The sequence below is a fragment of the Halorubrum trapanicum genome (assembly GCF_017873555.1).
Lineage (GTDB): Archaea > Halobacteriota > Halobacteria > Halobacteriales > Haloferacaceae > Halorubrum > Halorubrum trapanicum.
The window spans coordinates 35,457-54,452 of record NZ_JAGGKE010000003.1 but is presented as its reverse complement, the minus strand read 5'-3'; the positions used below and the strand labels follow the sequence as shown (position 1 = coordinate 54,452).

Here is an 18,996-nt window from a genome sequence, read left to right as displayed (position 1 = left end):
TAACTCGGTCCGCCTCGTTCGAAGGAGCGAGTACCGGGGGCTAGTTCCCGGTCCAGCGCAGTATCGCGAGCGTCCCCTCGAAGAGGGCGATCATGGTGAGCGTCACGATGATCGGTGCCATCCCGGTGAGGTCGGGGTTGAACAGGAAGGCGATCCCGAGGAACGACCCCCAGAAGATCAGCCGCTTCGCCTCCAGCCACTCCCGGGTGACGAGGTTCATCATGATCGCGAGCATGATGAAAAGCGGGATCTGGAAGACGAACGCCATCAGCGCGAGCATCACGACGATCAGGCTGAACGTCTCCGCGAGCCCGAATGCGATGGTCGCCGCGTCGGAGGTGTAGGTGGTGAAGTACGAGAACATCGCGGGCAACACGAGGAAGTGCGCGAACGCGATTCCGACCCCGCCGAGGACCAGACTGGTCGGCACCGCCGCGAGGTAGTAGCGCCGCTCCGTCTGGTACAGCCCCGGCCGCATGAACCGATACGTCTCGTAGACGAACGCCGGGAGTCCGACCACGACGCCCGCGAGTCCGGCCACCTTCAACCGGGTGAGCGGGAGTTCGAGCGGGCCGTACAGCCGCGGCCGGTTCTCCATCGGCGCCGGGATGTGATAGCTCCAGAAGTAGTTGATGAGCTCCGTCGACTCGGTGACGACGACGAGCGTCGCCAGCCCGCCGACGAGGAAGACGACGGCGAGCCGGCGCATCATCTCCTCGATGTGGGCCGCCAACGGCATCTCCTCGTCCGTCTCCGGTCCCTCGATGCCCTCGAACGGCTCGTCCTCGACGGCCGTCTCGGCGGCGGCCGGTGTGTCTGCGGCCGTCGCCGGCGTGCCGCCGTCGCCGAGACTCTCGGCGTCGTCCGTGGTCTCGGCGTCGTCCGTGGTCTCGGCGTCGTCCGTGGTCTCGGCGTCGTCCGTGGTCTCGGCGTCGTCCGTGGTCTCGGCGGAGTCGGCGTCCGCGTCCGCGGAGTCGGCGGAGTCGGCGTCACTGAGGGCGTCGGACCGCTCCGCGTCCTCGGCTTCGACGACCGCTTCCGAGCCCGAAAACGCGTCCGCCGCATCGTCGTCGGATGACTCGGTGTCGCTCCCCGATGTCTCGACCTCGGATTCGACCTCGGACTCGACTTCGGACTCGACGCTCTCGGACCCCCCGACGGCGCCGTCGCTTTCGGGTTTGCCCTCGTCGGCCGACCCGTCAGCGGCGGCCGAGTCGTCGTCGCGCGACCGGTCCGAGTCGTCCATTCAGTTTCCCTACGCGACCGGGCGGTTATCAACCTTTTCGGATGGCGGCGTCCCGCGCGACCGATGGGGAGTCGTGGAGTTCGAAGTGGCGACCGGCGAACCGTCCGCGGGAATTGCCCGCGGTCGAAAAGGTTGATAACGGCGACGGCCTTCGCCCTCCGTATGGCGAGCGCCCTCGACGATGACACCCAGCGGTCGATCGCGGAGGGCCGCGACACGGCGAAGGCGTTCCTTCGGTCGATTCAGAAGGACCTCCAGAAGGTGTTCCTCGTCTTCTTGGCCGGCTTTATCCTGACGTTCTGGGCGCTCCGCGTGTACATCTGGGACTGGCTCCGCGACGTCACGGAGTCGAACATGAGCCCTGCGGTCGCCGCGGAGGCGGACATCATCGCGACGACGCCGTTCGAGGTGATCCTCCTCCAAGCGAAGATCGGACTAATCGTGGGCGCGATCACCGCGATTCCGCCGCTGATCTACGTCACCCGCGACGAGCTCCGCGCCCGGGGGATGTGGCCGCAGTCGCCCGTCGCCCGGTGGAAGCTCGCGGGTCTCGCGCTGCTCGGCGCCGGGCTGTTCACCGCCGGCGTCGCCTACGGCGTCTTCGCGTTCTTCCCGCTGATGTTCGGCTTCCTCGCGGAGTTCGGACTGGAGGCCGACATCCAGCCGACCTACGGGATCGTGATGTGGACGGAATTTATCGTCTTCCTCTCCCTTTCCTTCGGTCTCGCGGGACAGATGCCGCTCCTCGTCACCGGGCTATCGTACTCGGAGATCGTCCAGTACGAGACGTTCCGCGACAAGTGGCGCTACGCGGTCGTCGCAATCTTCGTCTTCGGCGCGTTCTTCTCGCCGCCAGACCCGTTCACACAGCTGCTGTGGGCGTTCCCGCTGACGGCGCTGTACGGCTTCAGCCTCTACCTCGCGAAGCTCGTCGTCACGGCCAAGCGGAGCTCCGACCGGATCGACGTGCTCGGCGCGGTCCGGAACCACTGGAACGTCGTCGGCGGCGTGACCGTCCTCGGCGGCGCGCTCGTGTACGGCTTCTACGAGTACGGCGGCCGGACCGCGGTCAACGACCTCCTCCGGCTCGCGGGGAGCAGTCGGCGGTTCCTCGCCGCGGGCGAGGGACTCGGCGTCGATCCCGGGACCGCCCTCGCGATCTACGCCGTCGCGTGGGCGCTTGCGTTCGCGGTCGTCGCGACGCTGTGGGCGGTGTACACCGACCTCGACACCACGAGCGCGGGCTACCAGTACGGAGACCCGACGGCCGTCGACGTGAGCGAACTCGACGCCGCGGGCGTGCGGGCGGCTCCCGACGAGGCCTTCGCCGAGATGGAGGAGGAGGAGTCGCTCGCGCTCGCGCAGGCCGCGATGGAGGACGACGACCCGGAGAAGGCGCAGGCGATCCTCGACCGGTTCGACGAGGTGAACGGGGGAGACGGCGAGGGCGGCGACGCCGCGGAGGGCGACGACGCGAGCGCCGTCGGAGGCGGAGACGGCGGGGACGACGGCAGCGGCGGACTGATGGGATCCGTCCGGAACCGCGGGTCGCGGGCGAGTTCGACGTTCCTCGCCGAACTCACCGACGGCGACGGGGAGCAGGCGGAAGACGACATCGGCGGCTACTACAAAGACCTCAGGTTCATCTTCGACTCGCTGCGCACGCGGTCGTTCCGGATCGTCGGCGTCTTCGGCGCCGTGATGGCGGCCGCGTTCATGTGGCTGTACCTCGGCGGACTCGGGACGGTCCGGCGCGACCTCGAACGGCGCGTGCCCGCGGAGGTCGAAGGCGGGATCGAGATCATCACGCTCCACCCGGTCGAGGCGCTGGTGTTCATGGTGAAGTTCTCGGTGATCCTCGGGATCTTCGCCGCGTTGCCCGTCGTCCTCTACTACGCGTGGCCCGCGCTCCGCGAACGCGGCTTCGTCGCCGGGCGTGTCCACCAGGTGTACCTGTGGGCCGGCGCGCTCGGCGCCGGAATGGTCGGCGGCTTCGCGCTCGGCTACGCGTACATCGCGCCGGTGCTCATCGGCTGGCTCGTCACCGACGCGCGCCTCGCCGACATGATCATCACCTACCAGGTGGGCGACTTCTTCTGGCTCGTCATCTACACGACGCTCGGGATCGGCTTCCTCGCGGACATCCCGATCGGGATGGTCCTCCTGAACAAGGCGGGCGTCCCGTACCGCGCGTTCCGGGAGCGCTGGCGCGAGGTGACGATCGGGATCATGGTGATCGCGGCGGTGTTCACCCCCGCCGACGTGATCACGATGTTCCTCGCGACGGTCCCGCTGATGGCCGCGTACGGACTCGGCATCGCGGTCCTCTTCCTCGTCACCTTCGGGGGCCGGCGGAACCTCTCGCCGCCCTCGGAGTTCGTCGGACGCTGAGCCGTCCGGCGGGCGGGGTCGGCTCTCGGGAGTCCCCACGGCGACCGACGGACCACCCCCTGCGACCGACGGGTATTCCCGCGCGCGCCCGCAACGGATGAGTAGAAATGAGCAAGGACTACATCGAGGTCCGCGGCGCCGAGGAGCACAACCTCAAGGACCTCGACGTCCGGATCCCGCGCGAGGAGTTCACCGTCGTCACCGGGCTCTCCGGGTCGGGGAAGTCGTCGCTCGCGTTCGACACCGTCTACGCGGAGGGGCAGCGCCGCTACATCGAGTCGCTGTCCGCGTACGCCCGCAACTTCCTCGGACAGATGGACAAACCGCAGGTGGAGTCCGTCGAGGGACTGTCGCCGGCGATATCGATCGACCAGAAGAACGCCGCGAACAACCCCCGGTCGACGGTGGGTACCGTCACCGAACTCCACGACTACCTCCGCCTGCTGTACGCCCGGATCGGCACCCAGTACGACCCCGTCACCGGCGAGGAGGTGGGCGAGCAGTCCGCACAGGACATGGTGAACCAGATCCTCGAACTCCCCGAGGGCACCCGCGCGAAGGTCGCGGCGCCGGTCGTCCGCGACCAGAAGGGCGCCTTCGAGGACCGCTTCGAAGAGCTTGTGAGCGACGGGTACAGCCGCGTCGAGGTCGACGGCGAACCGGTCGACCTGACCCTCGACGAACCCGACCTCGACGAGAACTACGACCACACGATCGACGTGATCGTCGACCGCGTCCGGGTGGCGCCGGATTCCCGCTCGCGGATCACGGACTCCGTGGAGACCGCGCTGGAGGAGGCGGGCGGCGCCCTCAAGCTGATCGTCCCCGACCCGCCCGAGGACGTGCCGTTCGCGTCGAACGCGCGCTCGACGGGGTCGCTCGCGGCCGACGCCGAGGGCGACGACCGGCTCGTGGTGGAGTTCTCCGAGGAGCTGGGCAACCCCAACTCCGACGTGCAGTTCTCCGCGATCGAGACACGGTCGTTCTCCTTCAACAGCCCGTACGGGGCCTGTCCCGAGTGCGAGGGGATCGGCTCGACGAAGGAGGTCGACGAGGACCTCGTTATCGAGGACCCCTCGAAGCCCCTCAAACACGTGTTCGAGCCGTGGAGCTACGACCGCACCTACTACTCGCGCCAGCTCGACAACGTCGCCGACCACTTCGGCGTCGACCTCGACGCGCCCTTCGAGGAACTGGACGAGGAGATTCAGCGGCAGTTCCTCTACGGCACCGACGACGCCGTCCACTTCGAGTGGACCACGAAGAACGGCACCCGCGAGAAGACCGAGCGGTTCGAGGGCGTCATCCCGAACCTGGAGCGCCGTCACGTCGAGACCGACTCCGAGCGCGCCCGCGACCACATCGAGGAGTACATGGCCGTGACGACCTGTCCCGAGTGCGAGGGGACGCGCCTCAAAGAGCAGTCGCGGCACGTCCTCGTCGCCGGCACCTCGATCACCGACGTGAACGAGCTGTCGATCGCCGACGCCCGGGCGCACTTCGAGGGGATGGAAGACGAGCTGAACGAGCGCGAGACGACGATCGCCGAGGAGATCTTAAAGGAGATCCGCGCGCGGCTCGGCTTCATGGAGGAGGTCGGCCTGGAGTACCTCACGCTCGACCGCGAGGCGTCGACGCTCTCCGGCGGCGAGAGCCAGCGCATCCGGCTCGCCACGCAGGTCGGCTCCGGGCTGGTGGGCGTGCTGTACGTCCTCGACGAGCCGTCCATCGGACTCCACCAGCGCGACAACGACCGGCTGCTCGACACCCTCGAAGGGCTTCGGGACCTCGGAAATACGCTCATCGTCGTCGAGCACGACGAGGAGACGATGCGGCGCGCCGACGAGATCATCGACATGGGTCCCGGCCCGGGGAAGCGCGGCGGGCAGATCGTCGCGCAGGGCGACTTCGACGACGTGGTCGACGCCGACGAGTCGGTGACGGCCGACTACCTCGCGGGCCGCAAGGAGATCCCGGTGCCCGAGGAGCGACGCGACGCCGACGGCGAGCTCGTCGTGCGCGGCGCCCGACAGCACAACCTGAAGGACCTTGACGTGCCGGTCCCGCTCGGCACGCTGACGACGGTCACCGGCGTCTCGGGCTCCGGGAAGTCGACGCTCGTCAACGACATCCTCTACAAGGGACTCGCCCGCGAGATGAACGACAACACCTCGGTCGACCCCGGCGCGCACGACGCGATCGATGGACTCGACGACGTGGAGACGGTGCGGCTGATCGACCAGTCGCCGATCGGGCGGACGCCGCGATCGAACCCCGCCACGTACACGGACGTGTTCGACCACGTCCGCGAGCTGTTCGCGGAGACGAAGCTCTCGAAGCGTCGCGGCTACGAGAAGGGCCGGTTCTCCTTCAACGTGAAGGGCGGGCGCTGCGAGGAGTGCGGCGGGCAGGGCACCGTGAAGATCGAGATGAACTTCCTCTCGGACGTGTACGTCCCCTGCGAGGAGTGCGGCGGCTCGCGCTACAACGACGAGACGCTCGACGTGGAGTACAAGGGGAAGACGATCGCCGACGTGCTCGACATGAGCGTCGCGGAGGCCCACGAGTTCTTCGAGAGCCACCGCGGTCTCGAACGCCGCCTCAAGCTCCTGAGGGACGTCGGGCTGGGCTACATGGAGCTGGGCCAGCCCTCCACCACCCTCTCGGGCGGCGAGGCGCAGCGCGTGAAGCTCGCCGAGGAGCTGGGCAAGCGCGCGGCCGGCGACACGCTCTACCTGCTCGACGAGCCGACGACGGGCCTCCACAAGGAGGACGAGCGCAAGCTGATCGACGTGCTCCACCGCCTCGTCGACGCCGGCAACACCGTCGTCGTCATCGAACACGAGCTGGACCTCGTGAAGAACGCCGACCACGTGATCGACCTCGGACCCGAGGGCGGCGACGGCGGCGGCGAGCTGGTCGCGAGCGGGACGCCGGAGGAGATCGCCCGCGAGGACGCCTCGCACACCGGGCGCTACCTCCGGGACATGCTGCCGAAGGTCGACCTCGAAGGCCCGCGCGACGACCGTCGGAAGCCGGCGGTGGCCGACGACGACTGAGAGAGAGGGAAAGCGACCGATCCCGATTTTACCCTGTCGTCGGCCTGTTACCGGACGGCTCGGAGATCCTCGCCGCGACGAGGATCGCGAGCAGGTCGACGGCGACCGTCGCGAGGACGCCGAATCGGAACAGGACCAAGAGACCGAGCGTCGCGACCGCGAGGCCGACCGCGGCGCGACGACCGCGGTCGCGGGTCGAGAGCGAGCGGGACACCTGAACGCCGACGCCGACCTGGGCCGCGAAGAGGAGGACGCCGAACGGGGACACGGCTGGCATATCGCCCGATTTCGACGGCGCCAGTATGAATCTGTCGTCGAGGTGAACGGCGGTCGGACCGGACCGTCGTCCGGGTCGCCCGTCTCGCGGCGGCGGCGAAGCGGCCGCGCCGATCCCGGCGCCGGTATCGTTTAGTGCGGCACCCGCGCACCACGTATGGACAGTCAGTCGGAGGACGTGCGGGAGACGATAGCGATGTCTCCGGACCCGTCCGAACCGTTCGCGGCGCTCCCGGAGCAGGAGTGGCGGGACGTGTTCCTCACACTCGCGGAAGACGTTCGGGCGGCGGTCGCGGCGGACATGAGTCGCTCGCGGCTGGAGGCGTTCGTCGACCGGCTCGATCCGGACGAGATCACCGACGTGCTCGGCTTCTTCGTCTTCCTCGGGCTGGCCGGGGCGGTGCTGTTGTAGCCCTCACGACACGCTCCTCCTCGCGGCCCAATATTCAAGCAGTGTCAACGCCAACGTTGACGCGAGATGGCAACGGCGGACGAGCAGATCCGAGTGAGCGACCGGGTGAAACGACACCTCGATCGCCGTCGGCAGAGCGGAGAGAGTTACAACGACGTGCTCGAACGGTTGCTGTCGGAGGGGAACGAGAGCGACTTCCAGGACGGGTTCGGGCTGTTGTCGGACGAGCAGGCCGATCGGCTTCGCGAGAGACGTGAAGAGGCAAAGGCCGAGCGGAGAGAACGGATGCGTCGACTCAGCGAGGGTTGATGAAGGTCCTCGACGCGAACTTTCTCATCGATTACCTGAACGGAGAACCGGCCGTCGAGCGGTATTACGAGGCGAACGACGGCGACCGAGAGGTGTGGATCGCACCGGCACCGGCCTACGCCGAGGCGCTGGTCGGCGTCGGAAACCTCCCCGACGCGTCGGTCGACGACGCGATCGGCGCGCTCGCTTGGACGGAGGTCTATGCGGTCGACGAAGCGGTGTCCGAGGAGGCGGGATACGTCGCCGACGAGGTCGGCGCCGAGGGACCGTTCCTCGACGGCGTCGACGCGACCGTCGCGGCCGTCGGACGCGAACTCGATTCGCCGGTGGTGTCCGCCGACGGCGACCTCACGCACGACGAGACGCGAAAGGTGGTCGAGGTCGAGAACTACCGATCGCCCGACCCGAAGCGGTAGCGCCGCGCGGCCGAACCGCAGCGATTCCTCGTCCCCTCAGAACTTCTCTAACAGGTCCCCGTAGAACTCGCCGCCGCGGTCGTCCGCGAGCTTCTCGACGATGAGCTCCGGGGTCGAGCGCGCGAGGTGCCCCTTCTTCGGCGAGCGGTTCACCCGGAGCTCGCCGTCGACCAGCCCCGCGGCCTCGATGCCGTCGACCGCGACTTCGAAGTCGGCGGCGTCCCGGATCTCGCGGGCGAGGTGGGAAACGAAGACGGCGGTCGCGTCCTGGTCGTCGAGCGCCTCCAGGATACCGGCGATAATCTTCGCGGAGGCGCCGGGTTCGGTGATCGACTCCAGCTCGTCGACCAAGACGAGCCGGCCGTCCGCGCCGTCGACGAGGTCGCCGAAGTCCCGCAGCGTCGCCTCGAACGCGCCCGCGTCGAGGGTGCCCTGCGACTTCGCGTAGTAGTGGATCTCCTCGAACCGCTCGACCGTGGCCGACTCGGCGGGCACGGGTAGCCCCATCTGCGCGAGCACGACGACCAAGGCGACCAGGTCGAGCGTGGAGGTCTTCCCACCGGAGTTGACTCCCGACAGGAGCGTCGCGCCCGAGACGACGTAGTCGACGGGTTCGACGTCCGCGAAGTCGACGTCGAGCAGCGGGGAGCGGCCGCCCTCGATGCGAAATCCTCCCGCACCGTCTTCCTCCGGACTCACCACGTCGGGAAGCGTACAGTCGAAGTCGCGGGCGAACCGCGATATCGCCAGCTCCACGTCGAGTTCGAGCGCGTTCCGGACCAGCTCCTCGACCGGCTCGCGGAGGTCGCCGAGGTCGCTCGCGAGGTCGGCCTTCAGCTTCGCAGCCCGGCGGTCCCGGGCCGCGGACAGTTCCGTGCGGAGCCGCGAGACGGCGCTCTCGTCGTGGTCGACCGGGAAGGAGGGGTCGCCGCCGAAGACGCGCTCCGCCAGCTCCGCCTCCTCGGGTTCGAGGCGGAGCGCGTCCGCGAGGTGGTCGCGGGCGGCGTCGACCGCCTCGTCGTACTCGTCGGCCAGCTCGCGGTCCAGCAGGGAGTCGACGCGGGCGCCCTGCTCGACGAGTGAGAGGAAGTCGGTCCCCTCGATGGTGACGTCGCGCTCGCGGATCGCCTCGCGCAGCCGGTCGTCGGCCACCGAGGCCGCCGTCGACACCGCGGCGTCGAGGTCGTCGACGGCGGCTGTCAGCCGGTCCAGCTCCGCGTCGCCCGCGATGGTACCGTCGTCGTCGAGCCGCGAGAGCGCGTCGCGGAGCCGGTCGAGGTCGACCGGGGCGTCGGCGTCGATGCCGCTGTCCGGATCACCTCCCGAGACGGGGTCGCCGGCGGCCGCGGCCGCCTCGTGGACCGTCGCGGCCGCCTCCAGCCGCTCGCGGTTCTCCGCGAAGAAGGCGAGCAGTCGCTCCGGGACCGTTTCCGACGGGGTTTCGAGGGCGTCCGGGCGGACGACCACGTCGCCCTCCACGTCCAGCCCGGCGAACGTCTCGTCTAAGACGATCACGGAGGCGTACGAGCGGCCGAGCTCGGAGACGTCGCGGGCGTCCTCGACGGTCTCGACGGAGAGTTCGGGCATCTCGGCCTCGGCGCGCGCGAGCGTCTCGGCGTCGGCGGTCGCGAGGCAGCGGTCGCGGACGCGGACCGTGGGCGGGTCCGAGAGGGGTGCGCAGTCCGCGAGCGCCTCGCGGACGGCGGGGTCCGGCTCTCGCTCCGTCGCGTCGGCCGAGAACGCCTGCGCCTCCGCGATGCGCGAGGCCGACGCGCTCGGGTAGAACGTCTCCAGCCGCTTCGCCGCGTAGTCGGTGACGGTGCGCTCGCGCAGCAGGTCGATCGCCTCGCGGTACAGCTCGCGGGCGCGGTCGGTAGCCAGCACGCGCCCGTCGTCGTCGTGCCGGCGGCGGATCGCTCCGCGGGCGATGCGGGCCGCGCGGGCCTCGTTGACGCCCGGCGCGCGGGCGATCGCGGCCACGTCGCCGGACTCGACGGTCGCGGCCGGGTCGTCCAGTTCGCGCAGCGCCGCGGCCGTTTTGGCGCCGACGCCGGGGATCGCCTCCAGCTCCATCTACTCGCCGGTATCGCGGCAACGGTGTAAAGCGTGCGGGTCGCTCCCGGGGTCCGGCGGTGCGTGACCGCGAGCCGGCGTCACCAGTTCCGCGTGCGACGCCCTTTTTCGCGCTCACCGCCAACGCCGGCCATGAGCCAGAAGGCGCGAGCCGTCGGCGACGGGTCGCTCGCCCCCGAGACGGCGGAGAAGGCAGCGGGCGCCCGCGACGCGCTCGCCGAGCGCGACGGGGTCCTCGTCGCGTTCTCGGGCGGAGTCGACTCCGCGGTGGTCGCGGCGCTCGCGGCGGACGCGCTCGGCGACGGCGCCGTGGCGTGTACCGCCCGCAGCGAGACGCTCCCCGCGGCGGAGCTGGACGACGCGACGCGCGTCGCCGAGGAGATCGGCATCCGCCACGAGACGGTGACGTTCTCCGAACTGGACGACCCGAACTTCGTCGCAAACGACGGCGACCGGTGTTACCACTGCCGGACGATGCGGCTCGGCCGGATGTACGAGACCGCCAAAGAGCTGGGGATCGAGGTCGTCTGCGACGGGACGAACGCCGACGACCCCGGAGAGGGGCACCGCCCCGGCCTGCGCGCGGTCGAGGAGCTTGACGTGTGCTCGCCGCTGCTCGACGCCGGGATTTCGAAGGCGGAAGTCCGCGAAATCGCCGAGTCCTACGACCTCTCCGTGGCCGACAAACCCTCGATGGCGTGTCTCTCCTCGCGGATCCCGACCGGGCTGGAGGTGACCGAGGAGCGGCTGACCCGCGTCGAGAAGGCCGAGCGGGTGCTCCGCGAGTGGGGGTTCGAGGGGTTCCGCGTGCGCGACCACGACGGCCTCGCACGCGTCGAGATCGCCCCTGACGAGCTGGAGCGCGCGCTCGACTCCGCCTTCGCCGACGCCGTCCACGAACACCTCACCGACCTCGGCTTCGAGTACGTCACGCTCGACATGGCCGGCTACCGGACGGGGAGCGTGAGTCCGGGCGGCGAGGCGGACGGGTCGGACGAGGCGGACGACGACACAGAAACGAGCGAATCGGCAGACGACGGCGTCGATCTCGGCCGACGATACCCGCGTTGAGACGGGACCGCGCCGAGACGGGACCCGAACGGGTTCGGAGAGCGCACCCGGCGTTATCACCGGAGAGAACCCGGCACGAACGCTTATAAGCCGTGTTACTGAAGCGACACCTATGCGAGAGGCGCAGACGCTTGCGGTGATCGCCGGCGGCGTCGGCGGCGCCGTCGGGGCGTTCGTCGGCGTCGCGGTCGGCGGGTCCGCGATCTCGGTGACGGTGACCACCCTCGGGGTCGCGGTGCTCGTCGGCGTCGGGGTGATCGCGAGCGCGGTCATCGCCGGCGACGTGGAGTTCCTCGCCGACGCGGACGGCGAGTGACTCCGGTCAAACTCGCGTCCGACCGCGCGCTTCAAGGTCCCGCCGCGACGAGCGAGTGCCATGAGTCTCATCGCGTTCGACTTCGACGGGACGCTCTCCGACTCCGAGATGACGGTCCTCCTCGCCGAGCGGGCGGGCGTCGCCGACGAGGTCGCCGAGATCACCGAGCGGGCGATGAACGACGAGCTCAGCTACGCCGAGAGCCTCTACCGGCGCGCGGAACTGCTGGAGGGCCTCTCGGCGGCGGACGCCGCCGACGCGTTCGACGCGGTCCGGATCCGGCCCGGCGCCGCGCGCCTCATCGAGCACTTGCGCGAGGAGGGCCACCACGTCGCCGTGCTCACGGGCGGGTTCGAGCGCGGCGTCGAGGCCGCGCTCGCCCGGGAGGGCGTCGCGGTCGACACGATCGTCGCCAACCGGCTACCGACCGGGCCGGACGGCGCGCTCACCGGCGAGGCGGAGGGACCGCTCATCGAGGGGACGAAGGACGACGCGCTCGCCGACCTCGCGGCCGAGGTGGGCGTGCCGATGCGCGAGACGGTCGCGGTCGGCGACGGCGCGAACGACCTGCCGATGCTGGAGGTCGCGGGACTGGCGGTCGGGTTCGTCCCCAAGTCGGCGGTGCGGCCCGTCTGCGACAGCGTCGTCGCCTCCATGTACCGGCTCGGGAAGGTGCTGGAGGCGCACGGCGTGCTCGCGGACGCGGAGTGAGGGGCGGACGCGGAGACCGGGCCGGACGCGGAGTGAGAACCGGTCCCGGGGGGCGGACGACGGCGTCGACCTCGCGGTCGCGGACCGCGGCCGATACCTGACAATGTTCGGCTCAAGGGTTAATCGACGGCGAGGCGAACGAGTCGCTATGAGCGTCCTCGCCGGGGTGATCCGATGCTGCCGACGCTGACGTATCTCCAGTTCCACCTCGTCTTCAGTCTCCCCGTGCTGGGGCTGCTGTGGTACCTCGCGCCCCGGTACGAGCCGACGCGGCGGCGACGCGCGACGGTCGGGATCGCGATCCTCGTCGCCATCGCGTACCTCTACACGACGCCGTGGATCAGCTACATGATCCGACGGGGGGCGTGGTGGTACGCCGACGGCGCGGTGCTCGTCCGGGCGCTGTCGATCCCCCTCGGCGAGTACCTCTTCTTCGCGGTCCAGACCGTCGTCACCGCGTTCGCGCTCCACCTGATCGGGTTCGACCCGACGTTCCGCGAGGGCGACTTCGACCGGAAACCGCGGATCGCCGGGGTCGTCGCGGGAACTGCGATGGTCGCGGGCGGGGTCTGGCTCGTGACGCTGGACGCCTCGTACCTCTACCTCGGCGGGCTGGTCGCGTGGGTCGGTCCCGTCGTCGCGCTCCAGTGGGCGGTCGGCGGCGGCTACCTCGCCCGGACCCCGAGGATGTGGCTCGCGGCGACGCTGCTCCCGGCCGCGTACTTCTGGGCCGCCGACCGGATCGCGATCGCGATGGGGACGTGGGAGCTCTCCACCGAGTACACGACGGGGATCGCCGTGCTCGGCCTGCCGATCGAGGAGATGCTGTTTTTCGCCTCGGCCGGAATCATGACCGTCAACGGCCTCGTGCTGTTCGAGTGGGTGCTCGACTGGAACGACGGGCGGGGAGACGTTACCGAGACGGCAGCCGCACCGGGGGAGTCCGAGCACGACGTGCTCGGTCCCGAGTCGCCGGCCGACCCGGACCCCGACGTGGTAGATGACTGAATCGTCGCCGGCGACGGGCGCGACCGAGTCCCGGCCCGCAGAGGTGCGCGACCTCGACTCGGAGGGTGAGTCCGCCGAGGAGCGGGTCGACCGCTGGTTCGCACGCCGCCCGGCGCTGGCGCTGGCCGCGCTGTTGCCGATCGGCGCCGTGACCCCCCTGTTTCCGGTCGAAGTCGGCGTCGCGACGTTCGCGCTCGGCACCCTCGCGGTCGGGATGGCGCACGGCGCGGTCGACCACCTCGTCCCGCTGCGCGCGGCTCCGGGCGTGTCGCTCGGGCGGTCGATCGCGGTCGTCTCGGTCGTCTACGCGGTCCTCGGCGGCGCGGTCGTCGCCGCGTTCTTCCTCGCGCCCGTCGCGGCGTTCGTCGGGTTCATCGCGCTCACGTGGCTCCACTGGGGACAGGGCGACGTGGCGACGCTCGCGATCGCCGAGGTCGACCACCTCCCCTCGTCGGCGGAGCGGTGGCTGGCGCTCGTCGTCCGCGGCGGCCTCCCGATGGGCGTCCCGCTGGTCGCGCACCCCGAGGAGTACCGGCTGGTGGCCGAGTGGATCGTCGGGCTGTTCCTCGTCGGTCCGGGCGCGGCCGCGACCGCGGTCGGCCCGCTGTTCGCGCCCGCGGTCCGGATCGCGGTCGGCGCCGGGATGGCGGCCGCGACGCTGGCGTCGGTCGGTCTCGGCTACCGCCGGGTCCAGGCAGGGAGGAATCCGAGGGGCTGGCGCCGCGACGTCGGCGAACTCGCGGTGCTTTGGGCGTGGTTCCTGCTCGCGGCGCCGGTGTTCGCGATCGGCGTGTACTTCGCGCTGTGGCACGCGCTCCGGCACGTCGGGCGACTCGTCCTCGTCGATCCCGAGGCCGCGAGCGCGGCGTCGGCCGGGGACGCCCTCGGCGCGCTCGCGCGCTTCGGCCGCGACGCGGCGCCGCTCACGCTCGGCGGGTTCCTGGTGGTCGCCGCGGTCGGCGCGAGCGTGCCCGCGGGCGTGGCGGCGCCCGGCGACCTGCTGGCCGTGTCGCTGGTCGCCATCGCCGCATTGACGCTCCCGCACGTCGTCGTCGTCGCGTGGCTCGACCGGCGACAGGGGGTCTGGCGGCCGGGAATCGGCGGGTCCTGACCGGCTCCGACCGGAGGCGACCGATTCCGACACCACACCGCTCTTAGTCGAGGACTGCGTCCCTCCGGTGATGGACGATATCGCGATCCGCGACCCGGAGCCGGGCGACGCCGAGGCGTTGGAGGCGCTCATCACCTCGCATTTCAGCGAGGGGAGCACCTACGGCGTCGACCTCGGTCTCGACGACCGGACGTACCACGTGCTGGTCGCGGTCGAGGGCGGCGCCGAAGATGGGGAGGAGGCCGGTGGCGAGAGCGACCCCGACGACGCAATCTGCGGCGTGATGGCGCTCCGCGAGTTCGCGGAGCCGGCCGCCGTCGCCGACGAGATGTACTTCTTCGACGACCCCGGCCTGCTCCCCGCCGCGGAGCTGTACGGCCACCTCGAGATGGGGTACGTCAGCGAGGCGGCGACCGGCCGGGGGATCGGGAGCCGGCTGCTCGAACGGCTCCACGCGGTCGGCGCGGAGCGCGGCGTCGACCTGTTCCTCGCGGACTCGTGGTACCACGGCGGCGACGACTCGCCGGAGAAGCTGTTCGACGCGCACGGCTACGAGACGGTCCACCGCGACCCGATCGAGCGACCGGTCGACGAGTGCCCGAAGTGCGAGGGCGAGTGCGTCTGTGAGGGGGCGCTGGCGGTGCGGCGCGTCGAAGGAGACGTCGCGTAGCGAGGCGGGTCACTCGCCCCAGCCCGGCGTCCCGGGCGCGCCCGCGTCGTCCTCGACCTCGCGGACGAGTCGGTCGCGGGCGTCGGGGCTGCTCGTGTCGGGATCGTGCGAGTCGGGGGCGGTCGCGTCGAGCGCGACGCGGTCGCCGTCTTCGCCGGCCCGGTCGGTCCACTCGCGGACCGCCGCCCCGACCCACGAGTCCGCCTCCCTGACGCGCTCTCGGGCCTCGGCCATGCGGTCGCGAGCGACCGACAGCGACCCCGGGCGGGAGCCGACGGCGGCGCCGGCGAAGCGGGCGCGGTCGTCGGCGGTGGTGTCTCCGTCGCGGAGGCGGGCGACGACCCCGTCGAGGTCGTCGGGGTCGGGGTACGCGAACACGGTCGCGCCGAGCGCCTGCGGGCCGAACGCCGGCGCGGGGAGGTCGTCCGGCGGCTCGTCGTCGAGGAGGCGGTCGCCGCCGCCGGCGGTCTCGACGCGCTCGCACTCGGTCTCGGCGCCGAGTTCGAGGTTGTGTCCCGGGTAGCTCGAACAGGTGTCGGGGTAGCGGTCGGAGCCGTGGATCCGGCACTGGAGCGTCGTCGGGTCGAGGAAGACGCAGGCGTCGAGCCAGCGCGGTTCGTCGGTCCCGATCGGCGCGACCGGCTTGGGGGGCTTCCGGAGGCCGACGACGAAGACGGGGCGGTCGTCGACGGCGGCGAGGTCGACCCCGTCGATCCGGACGCTGTCGTCGCGCTCGGCCGGTTCGAACAGCCGCGGGGCGAGGGCGTCGGCGAGGCCGTCGGCGACGAAGCCGGCGATCTCGTCGCGGGTGAGCGGCGCGAGGTCGTAGACGTCGTCGAGCGGGGGGCGCGGGCCGGTTCGGTCGGAGCCGGCGGCGCCCGGATCGAGCGGGCGCCAGTCGACGCAGCAGCCGGCGCAGCCCTCACAGCGGAGTTCCATACGACCGTGTTAACGGTTCGCGAGGGGATAAGCGATCGGCGGGCGGCGGCGGGCGGCGCCGGACCGCGGGGCGCCGGGCTACAGTTCGCCCTTCGTGCTGGGCGTGTCGCTCCGGCGCTCGTCGAGGCGGGTGGCGTCGTCGAGCGCGCGCGCCAGCGCCTTGAACAGCGCCTCGACCTCGTGGTGGGCGTTGTCTCCCTTCTCGACCGTCGCGTGGAGCGTCAGTCCGGCGTTGTGCGCCAGCGAGAGCGCGAAGTGGTCGGCCATGACGCTCGTGAACTCCCCGACCGACTCCTGGGAGAACTCGCCGGAGAACTCGTAGTACGGGCGCCCGGCGACGTCGACAACGACGCTCGCGACCGCCTCGTCGAGGGGGACCCGCCGGTCGGCGTACCGCCGGATGCCGCGCTTGTCGCCGAGCGCCTCGTCGAACGCCTCGCCGAGGCAGATCGCCACGTCCTCGACGGTGTGGTGGTCGTCGATCCCGAGGTCGCCGTCACAGCGGACCGTGAGGTCGAACAGGCCGTGCTTGGCGAACGCCGCCAGCATGTGGTCGTAGAAGCCGATCCCCGTGTCGATCTCGCTGTCCCCGTCGCCGTCGACCGCGAGAGTGAGTTCGATCGTCGTCTCGGTCGTCTCGCGGGTGACGGCCGCGGTCCGGTCGTGCTCGCTCATACCGGCCCGTCGCGGGGGATTCGTAAGTGGGTTGCGGGTGAACCGGCGGCGTCCCCCGATCGGTCCGCGCCCGGCGGTGGATATTTGCCGCGTCAGTGAGTCGACTTCGCACGAAATGGACGGATCCGAGCCTTCCGACGCACCCGGGCCTCCCGACGTCGAGGTCCCCGACGCGCTCGCCGCCGTGGTCGACGCGGACACCGGCGAGGGGGAGCTCGAACGGACGATCGGACTCGTCGGCGGTCTCGCGATCGGCGTCGGGACGATGATCGGGGCGGGGATCTTCGTGTTCCCGGGGCTGGCGGCCGAGAACGCCGGCCCGGCGGCGGCGCTCTCGTTCGCGATCGGCGCGGTCGTCGCGCTGCTCGTCGCCCTGCCGGCCTCGGAGCTCGCCACCGCGATGCCGCGCAGCGGCGGCGGCTACTTCTTCATCTCGCGCGGTCTCGGCACCGCTGCCGGCGCGATCGTCGGTATCGGACTCTGGCTCGGGCTGGTGTTCGCGGCCGCGTTCTACCTCGTCGGACTGGGCAGCTACGCGGGGCAGGTGTTCCTCGAAGTGGGCGTCGCGCTCCCGATCGACCCCGCGGTCCCGCTCGGCGTCGCGTTCGGCGTCGGACTCACGGTCCTCAGCCTGTTCGGGACGGAGAACACCGCCGCGCTCCAGAACGGGATCGTGATCGTCCTCTTAGTCATCCTCACGCTCTTCTTGAGCTACGGCTCGCTCGACGCGCTCGGCGTGTTCGGCGCCGAGAGCACGCCGGAGCGGTTCTTCCCGCCCGGCGGGGCGCTGCCGGTGCTCCAGACCGCCGCGCTCGTGTTCACCTCCTACCTGGGGTTCGCCCAGGTCGCGACGGTCGCGGGCGACATCAAGGAGCCGAGCCGGAACCTCCCGCTGGCGATGGTCGGCTCCGTGATCCTCGTCGGGATCTTCTACGTCGTCACCATCTTCGTCGCGACGAGCGCGTTCGGGAGCGCCCGCCTCGGCGAGTTCGGCGAGACCGCGATGGTCGAGGTCGCGCGGTCGTTCGTCGGGCTTCCCGGGGCGCTGGCGATCGTCGTCGCCGGGCTGTTGGCGACGTTCTCCAGCGCGAACGCCTCGATCCTCAGCGCCTCCCGGGCGGTGTACGCGGTGAGCCGCGACGGGATCATCCCGGAGGCGGCGAGCCGGCTCAACCTCGCGTACGGCACCCCCCACGTCGCGCTCGGACTGGCCGGCGGTCCAATCGTCGTGCTGTCCGCGACGGGGCAGGTGGAGCTGCTCGCGGAGGTCGCCTCCTTCCTCCACCTCGTGATGTACGGGCTGATCTGCGTCGCGCTGGTCCGGCTTCGCCGAGAGGACCCCGACTGGTACGACCCGTCGTTCCGCTGTCCGGCCGGGTTCGCGGTCGCCGGTGTCGGCGGGGTGGCGAGCTTCGCGCTCATCGCGTTCATGCAGCCGGCGTCGATCGGCGTCGGCATCGCCGTCATGGTCGTATCCTACGGCTGGTACCGGTACTACGCGACCGACGTCGACCTCAAAGGTGACTTCTGAGATGACCGAGACACCCACGGCGGACGGCGGAGAACAGCCGGAGACCGACGGGACCGACCGACCCACGGTGCTGGTCCCGCTGGCGGTGCTGGAGGGCGAGTCGCTCCCGCCCGGCGGCCCCGAACTGCTCGCGAACGCCCGCGTCGTGCTGCTCGGGTACCACGTGCTCCCGGAGCAGACCGCCACCGAGCAGGCGCGCGAGCAGTTCGGCGAGACGGCGATGTCGAAGCTGACGGAGTTCGCCGACCGGCTCACCGCGGCCGGCGCCGACGTCGAGACGCGGCTCGTGTTCACACACGACAAGGAAACCACGATCGACCGCCTCATCTACGAGTACGACAGCCTCGCGGTGTTGGTCCCGAACAGCGCGGAGCGCGTGGATTCGGTCCTCGTCGCGCTCCGCGGGACGATCGGCGTCGGGCGGAACACCCGCCTCGTCGCCGGGCTGTTCGCCGACTCGGACGTCGACGTGACGCTGTATCACACCGTCGGCGAGGGCGAGTCGCCGGACGACGGCGCGTCGTTCCTGAACGGGGTGAAAGCCGACCTCGTCGAGCGGGGGATCGCGGCCGACCGGATCGAGACGGTCGTCGAGGACGCGGACGTGCCGATCGACGCCATCGCGGGACGGGCCGAGTCGCACGACGCGGTCGTGATGGGCGAGACGGACCCGTCGGTCACGACGTTCGTCTTCGGCATGCCGTCGGAGCAGGTGGCCGAGCGCTTCCTCGGCCCGGTGTTGGTCGTTCAGCGCGAGCGCCCGGACGAGTGACCGGGCTATC

The 18,996-nt window shown here is 70.8% G+C and carries 18 protein-coding genes; 13 read left to right on the top strand and 5 right to left on the bottom strand.

What is annotated here, in order from left to right:
• Positions 1-40: 40 nt before the first annotated feature.
• Positions 41-1,246: a twin-arginine translocase subunit TatC gene (gene tatC / locus J2744_RS04490; protein ID WP_209545125.1), complete on the bottom strand. Its 1,206-nt coding sequence runs from the start codon at positions 1,244-1,246 to the stop codon at positions 41-43.
• Between the two features lie 162 nt (positions 1,247-1,408).
• Here tatC (J2744_RS04490) and tatC (J2744_RS04485) point away from each other — a divergent pair, with 162 nt between their 5' ends.
• Together tatC (J2744_RS04485) and uvrA are read left to right on the top strand one after the other, a co-directional pair.
• The gene (gene tatC, locus J2744_RS04485; RefSeq protein ID WP_209545123.1) at positions 1,409-3,637 is read left to right on the top strand and encodes a twin-arginine translocase subunit TatC; all 2,229 of its coding nucleotides are present in this window, start codon (positions 1,409-1,411) and stop codon (positions 3,635-3,637) included.
• A gap of 107 nt (positions 3,638-3,744) precedes the next feature.
• A complete protein-coding gene (gene uvrA, locus J2744_RS04480; RefSeq protein WP_209545121.1) occupies positions 3,745-6,696 on the top strand; it encodes an excinuclease ABC subunit UvrA in 2,952 nt (983 codons plus the stop codon).
• Positions 6,697-6,724: 28 nt separating this feature from the next.
• Here the strand turns inward: uvrA and J2744_RS04475 are convergent, their stop codons facing one another.
• On the bottom strand, positions 6,725-6,973 hold the full coding sequence (locus J2744_RS04475; protein ID WP_209545119.1) for a hypothetical protein: 249 nt from the start codon (positions 6,971-6,973) through the stop codon (positions 6,725-6,727).
• A gap of 156 nt (positions 6,974-7,129) precedes the next feature.
• Between J2744_RS04475 and J2744_RS04470 the strand changes: the two genes are divergently transcribed.
• From J2744_RS04470 to J2744_RS04460, 3 genes are all read left to right on the top strand, one after another.
• Positions 7,130-7,384, top strand: a complete 255-nt coding sequence (locus J2744_RS04470; protein WP_209545117.1) for a magnesium transporter MgtE N-terminal domain-containing protein — start codon at positions 7,130-7,132, stop codon at positions 7,382-7,384.
• A 66-nt stretch (positions 7,385-7,450) separates the two neighbouring features.
• On the top strand, positions 7,451-7,693 hold the full coding sequence (locus J2744_RS04465) for an antitoxin VapB family protein (RefSeq protein WP_209545115.1): 243 nt from the start codon (positions 7,451-7,453) through the stop codon (positions 7,691-7,693).
• Complete coding sequence (locus J2744_RS04460) at positions 7,693-8,109, top strand: PIN domain-containing protein (protein WP_209545113.1); 417 nt, start codon at positions 7,693-7,695, stop codon at positions 8,107-8,109. Before J2744_RS04465 ends, J2744_RS04460 begins: the two co-directional genes overlap by 1 nt.
• 36 nt (positions 8,110-8,145) lie before the next feature.
• Here J2744_RS04460 and J2744_RS04455 read toward each other — a convergent pair whose 3' ends face one another.
• Entirely contained in the window at positions 8,146-10,182 is a 2,037-nt protein-coding gene (locus tag J2744_RS04455) for a MutS-related protein (protein ID WP_209545086.1), read from the bottom strand.
• Between the two features lie 132 nt (positions 10,183-10,314).
• On the opposite strand from J2744_RS04455, the gene larE reads away from it, so the two are divergent.
• The 6 genes from larE (at position 10,315) to J2744_RS04425 (ending at position 15,069) form a co-directional block, all read left to right on the top strand.
• Positions 10,315-11,253 (top strand): ATP-dependent sacrificial sulfur transferase LarE, encoded by a 939-nt coding sequence (gene larE, locus J2744_RS04450; protein ID WP_209545084.1) that lies wholly within the window; start codon positions 10,315-10,317, stop codon positions 11,251-11,253.
• 112 nt (positions 11,254-11,365) lie between these two features.
• Positions 11,366-11,569: a hypothetical protein gene (locus J2744_RS04445; protein ID WP_209545082.1), complete on the top strand. Its 204-nt coding sequence runs from the start codon at positions 11,366-11,368 to the stop codon at positions 11,567-11,569.
• 60 nt (positions 11,570-11,629) lie between these two features.
• Positions 11,630-12,280, top strand: coding sequence for a phosphoserine phosphatase SerB (gene serB, locus J2744_RS04440; protein ID WP_209545080.1), 651 nt, complete (start codon positions 11,630-11,632; stop codon positions 12,278-12,280).
• Positions 12,281-12,454: 174 nt separating this feature from the next.
• A complete protein-coding gene (locus tag J2744_RS04435; protein ID WP_209545078.1) occupies positions 12,455-13,288 on the top strand; it encodes a lycopene cyclase domain-containing protein in 834 nt (277 codons plus the stop codon).
• Positions 13,281-14,399 carry a Brp/Blh family beta-carotene 15,15'-dioxygenase gene (locus J2744_RS04430; protein WP_209545076.1) on the top strand — a complete coding sequence of 373 codons (1,119 nt, stop codon included), beginning with the start codon at positions 13,281-13,283 and terminating at the stop codon, positions 14,397-14,399. The genes J2744_RS04435 and J2744_RS04430 overlap by 8 nt, the downstream gene beginning before the upstream one ends.
• A 70-nt stretch (positions 14,400-14,469) precedes the next feature.
• Positions 14,470-15,069, top strand: a complete 600-nt coding sequence (locus tag J2744_RS04425; protein ID WP_209545074.1) for a GNAT family N-acetyltransferase — start codon at positions 14,470-14,472, stop codon at positions 15,067-15,069.
• Between the two features lie 9 nt (positions 15,070-15,078).
• Here J2744_RS04425 and J2744_RS04420 read toward each other — a convergent pair whose 3' ends face one another.
• Together J2744_RS04420 and hisB are read right to left on the bottom strand one after the other, a co-directional pair.
• Positions 15,079-16,008 carry a YkgJ family cysteine cluster protein gene (locus tag J2744_RS04420; RefSeq protein ID WP_209545073.1) on the bottom strand — a complete coding sequence of 310 codons (930 nt, stop codon included), beginning with the start codon at positions 16,006-16,008 and terminating at the stop codon, positions 15,079-15,081.
• A 78-nt stretch (positions 16,009-16,086) separates the two neighbouring features.
• On the bottom strand, positions 16,087-16,683 hold the full coding sequence (gene hisB, locus J2744_RS04415; protein ID WP_209545065.1) for an imidazoleglycerol-phosphate dehydratase HisB: 597 nt from the start codon (positions 16,681-16,683) through the stop codon (positions 16,087-16,089).
• A 115-nt stretch (positions 16,684-16,798) separates the two neighbouring features.
• Between hisB and J2744_RS04410 the strand changes: the two genes are divergently transcribed.
• Positions 16,799-18,214 carry an APC family permease gene (locus J2744_RS04410; protein WP_209545063.1) on the top strand — a complete coding sequence of 472 codons (1,416 nt, stop codon included), beginning with the start codon at positions 16,799-16,801 and terminating at the stop codon, positions 18,212-18,214.
• A 1-nt stretch (position 18,215) separates the two neighbouring features.
• On the top strand, positions 18,216-18,986 hold the full coding sequence (locus J2744_RS04405; RefSeq protein WP_209545061.1) for a universal stress protein: 771 nt from the start codon (positions 18,216-18,218) through the stop codon (positions 18,984-18,986).
• Positions 18,987-18,996 lie beyond the last annotated feature (10 nt).

What these genes read in the sequence shown, in the direction of transcription:
- J2744_RS04475 (WP_209545119.1), bottom strand. Translation starts at nt 6,973, where the DNA reads ATGCCAGCCGTGTCCCCGTTCGGCGTCCTCCTCTTCGCGGCCCAGGTC.
- tatC (WP_209545123.1), top strand. Translation starts at nt 1,409, where the DNA reads ATGGCGAGCGCCCTCGACGATGACACCCAGCGGTCGATCGCGGAGGGC.
- J2744_RS04445 (WP_209545082.1), top strand. Translation starts at nt 11,366, where the DNA reads ATGCGAGAGGCGCAGACGCTTGCGGTGATCGCCGGCGGCGTCGGCGGC.
- J2744_RS04430 (WP_209545076.1), top strand. Translation starts at nt 13,281, where the DNA reads ATGACTGAATCGTCGCCGGCGACGGGCGCGACCGAGTCCCGGCCCGCA.
- J2744_RS04405 (WP_209545061.1), top strand. Translation starts at nt 18,216, where the DNA reads ATGACCGAGACACCCACGGCGGACGGCGGAGAACAGCCGGAGACCGAC.
- J2744_RS04470 (WP_209545117.1), top strand. Translation starts at nt 7,130, where the DNA reads ATGGACAGTCAGTCGGAGGACGTGCGGGAGACGATAGCGATGTCTCCG.
- serB (WP_209545080.1), top strand. Translation starts at nt 11,630, where the DNA reads ATGAGTCTCATCGCGTTCGACTTCGACGGGACGCTCTCCGACTCCGAG.
- tatC (WP_209545125.1), bottom strand. Translation starts at nt 1,246, where the DNA reads ATGGACGACTCGGACCGGTCGCGCGACGACGACTCGGCCGCCGCTGAC.
- J2744_RS04425 (WP_209545074.1), top strand. Translation starts at nt 14,470, where the DNA reads ATGGACGATATCGCGATCCGCGACCCGGAGCCGGGCGACGCCGAGGCG.
- J2744_RS04460 (WP_209545113.1), top strand. Translation starts at nt 7,693, where the DNA reads ATGAAGGTCCTCGACGCGAACTTTCTCATCGATTACCTGAACGGAGAA.
- J2744_RS04410 (WP_209545063.1), top strand. Translation starts at nt 16,799, where the DNA reads ATGGACGGATCCGAGCCTTCCGACGCACCCGGGCCTCCCGACGTCGAG.
- J2744_RS04465 (WP_209545115.1), top strand. Translation starts at nt 7,451, where the DNA reads ATGGCAACGGCGGACGAGCAGATCCGAGTGAGCGACCGGGTGAAACGA.
- J2744_RS04455 (WP_209545086.1), bottom strand. Translation starts at nt 10,182, where the DNA reads ATGGAGCTGGAGGCGATCCCCGGCGTCGGCGCCAAAACGGCCGCGGCG.
- J2744_RS04420 (WP_209545073.1), bottom strand. Translation starts at nt 16,008, where the DNA reads ATGGAACTCCGCTGTGAGGGCTGCGCCGGCTGCTGCGTCGACTGGCGC.
- larE (WP_209545084.1), top strand. Translation starts at nt 10,315, where the DNA reads ATGAGCCAGAAGGCGCGAGCCGTCGGCGACGGGTCGCTCGCCCCCGAG.
- hisB (WP_209545065.1), bottom strand. Translation starts at nt 16,683, where the DNA reads ATGAGCGAGCACGACCGGACCGCGGCCGTCACCCGCGAGACGACCGAG.
- uvrA (WP_209545121.1), top strand. Translation starts at nt 3,745, where the DNA reads ATGAGCAAGGACTACATCGAGGTCCGCGGCGCCGAGGAGCACAACCTC.
- J2744_RS04435 (WP_209545078.1), top strand. Translation starts at nt 12,455, where the DNA reads ATGCTGCCGACGCTGACGTATCTCCAGTTCCACCTCGTCTTCAGTCTC.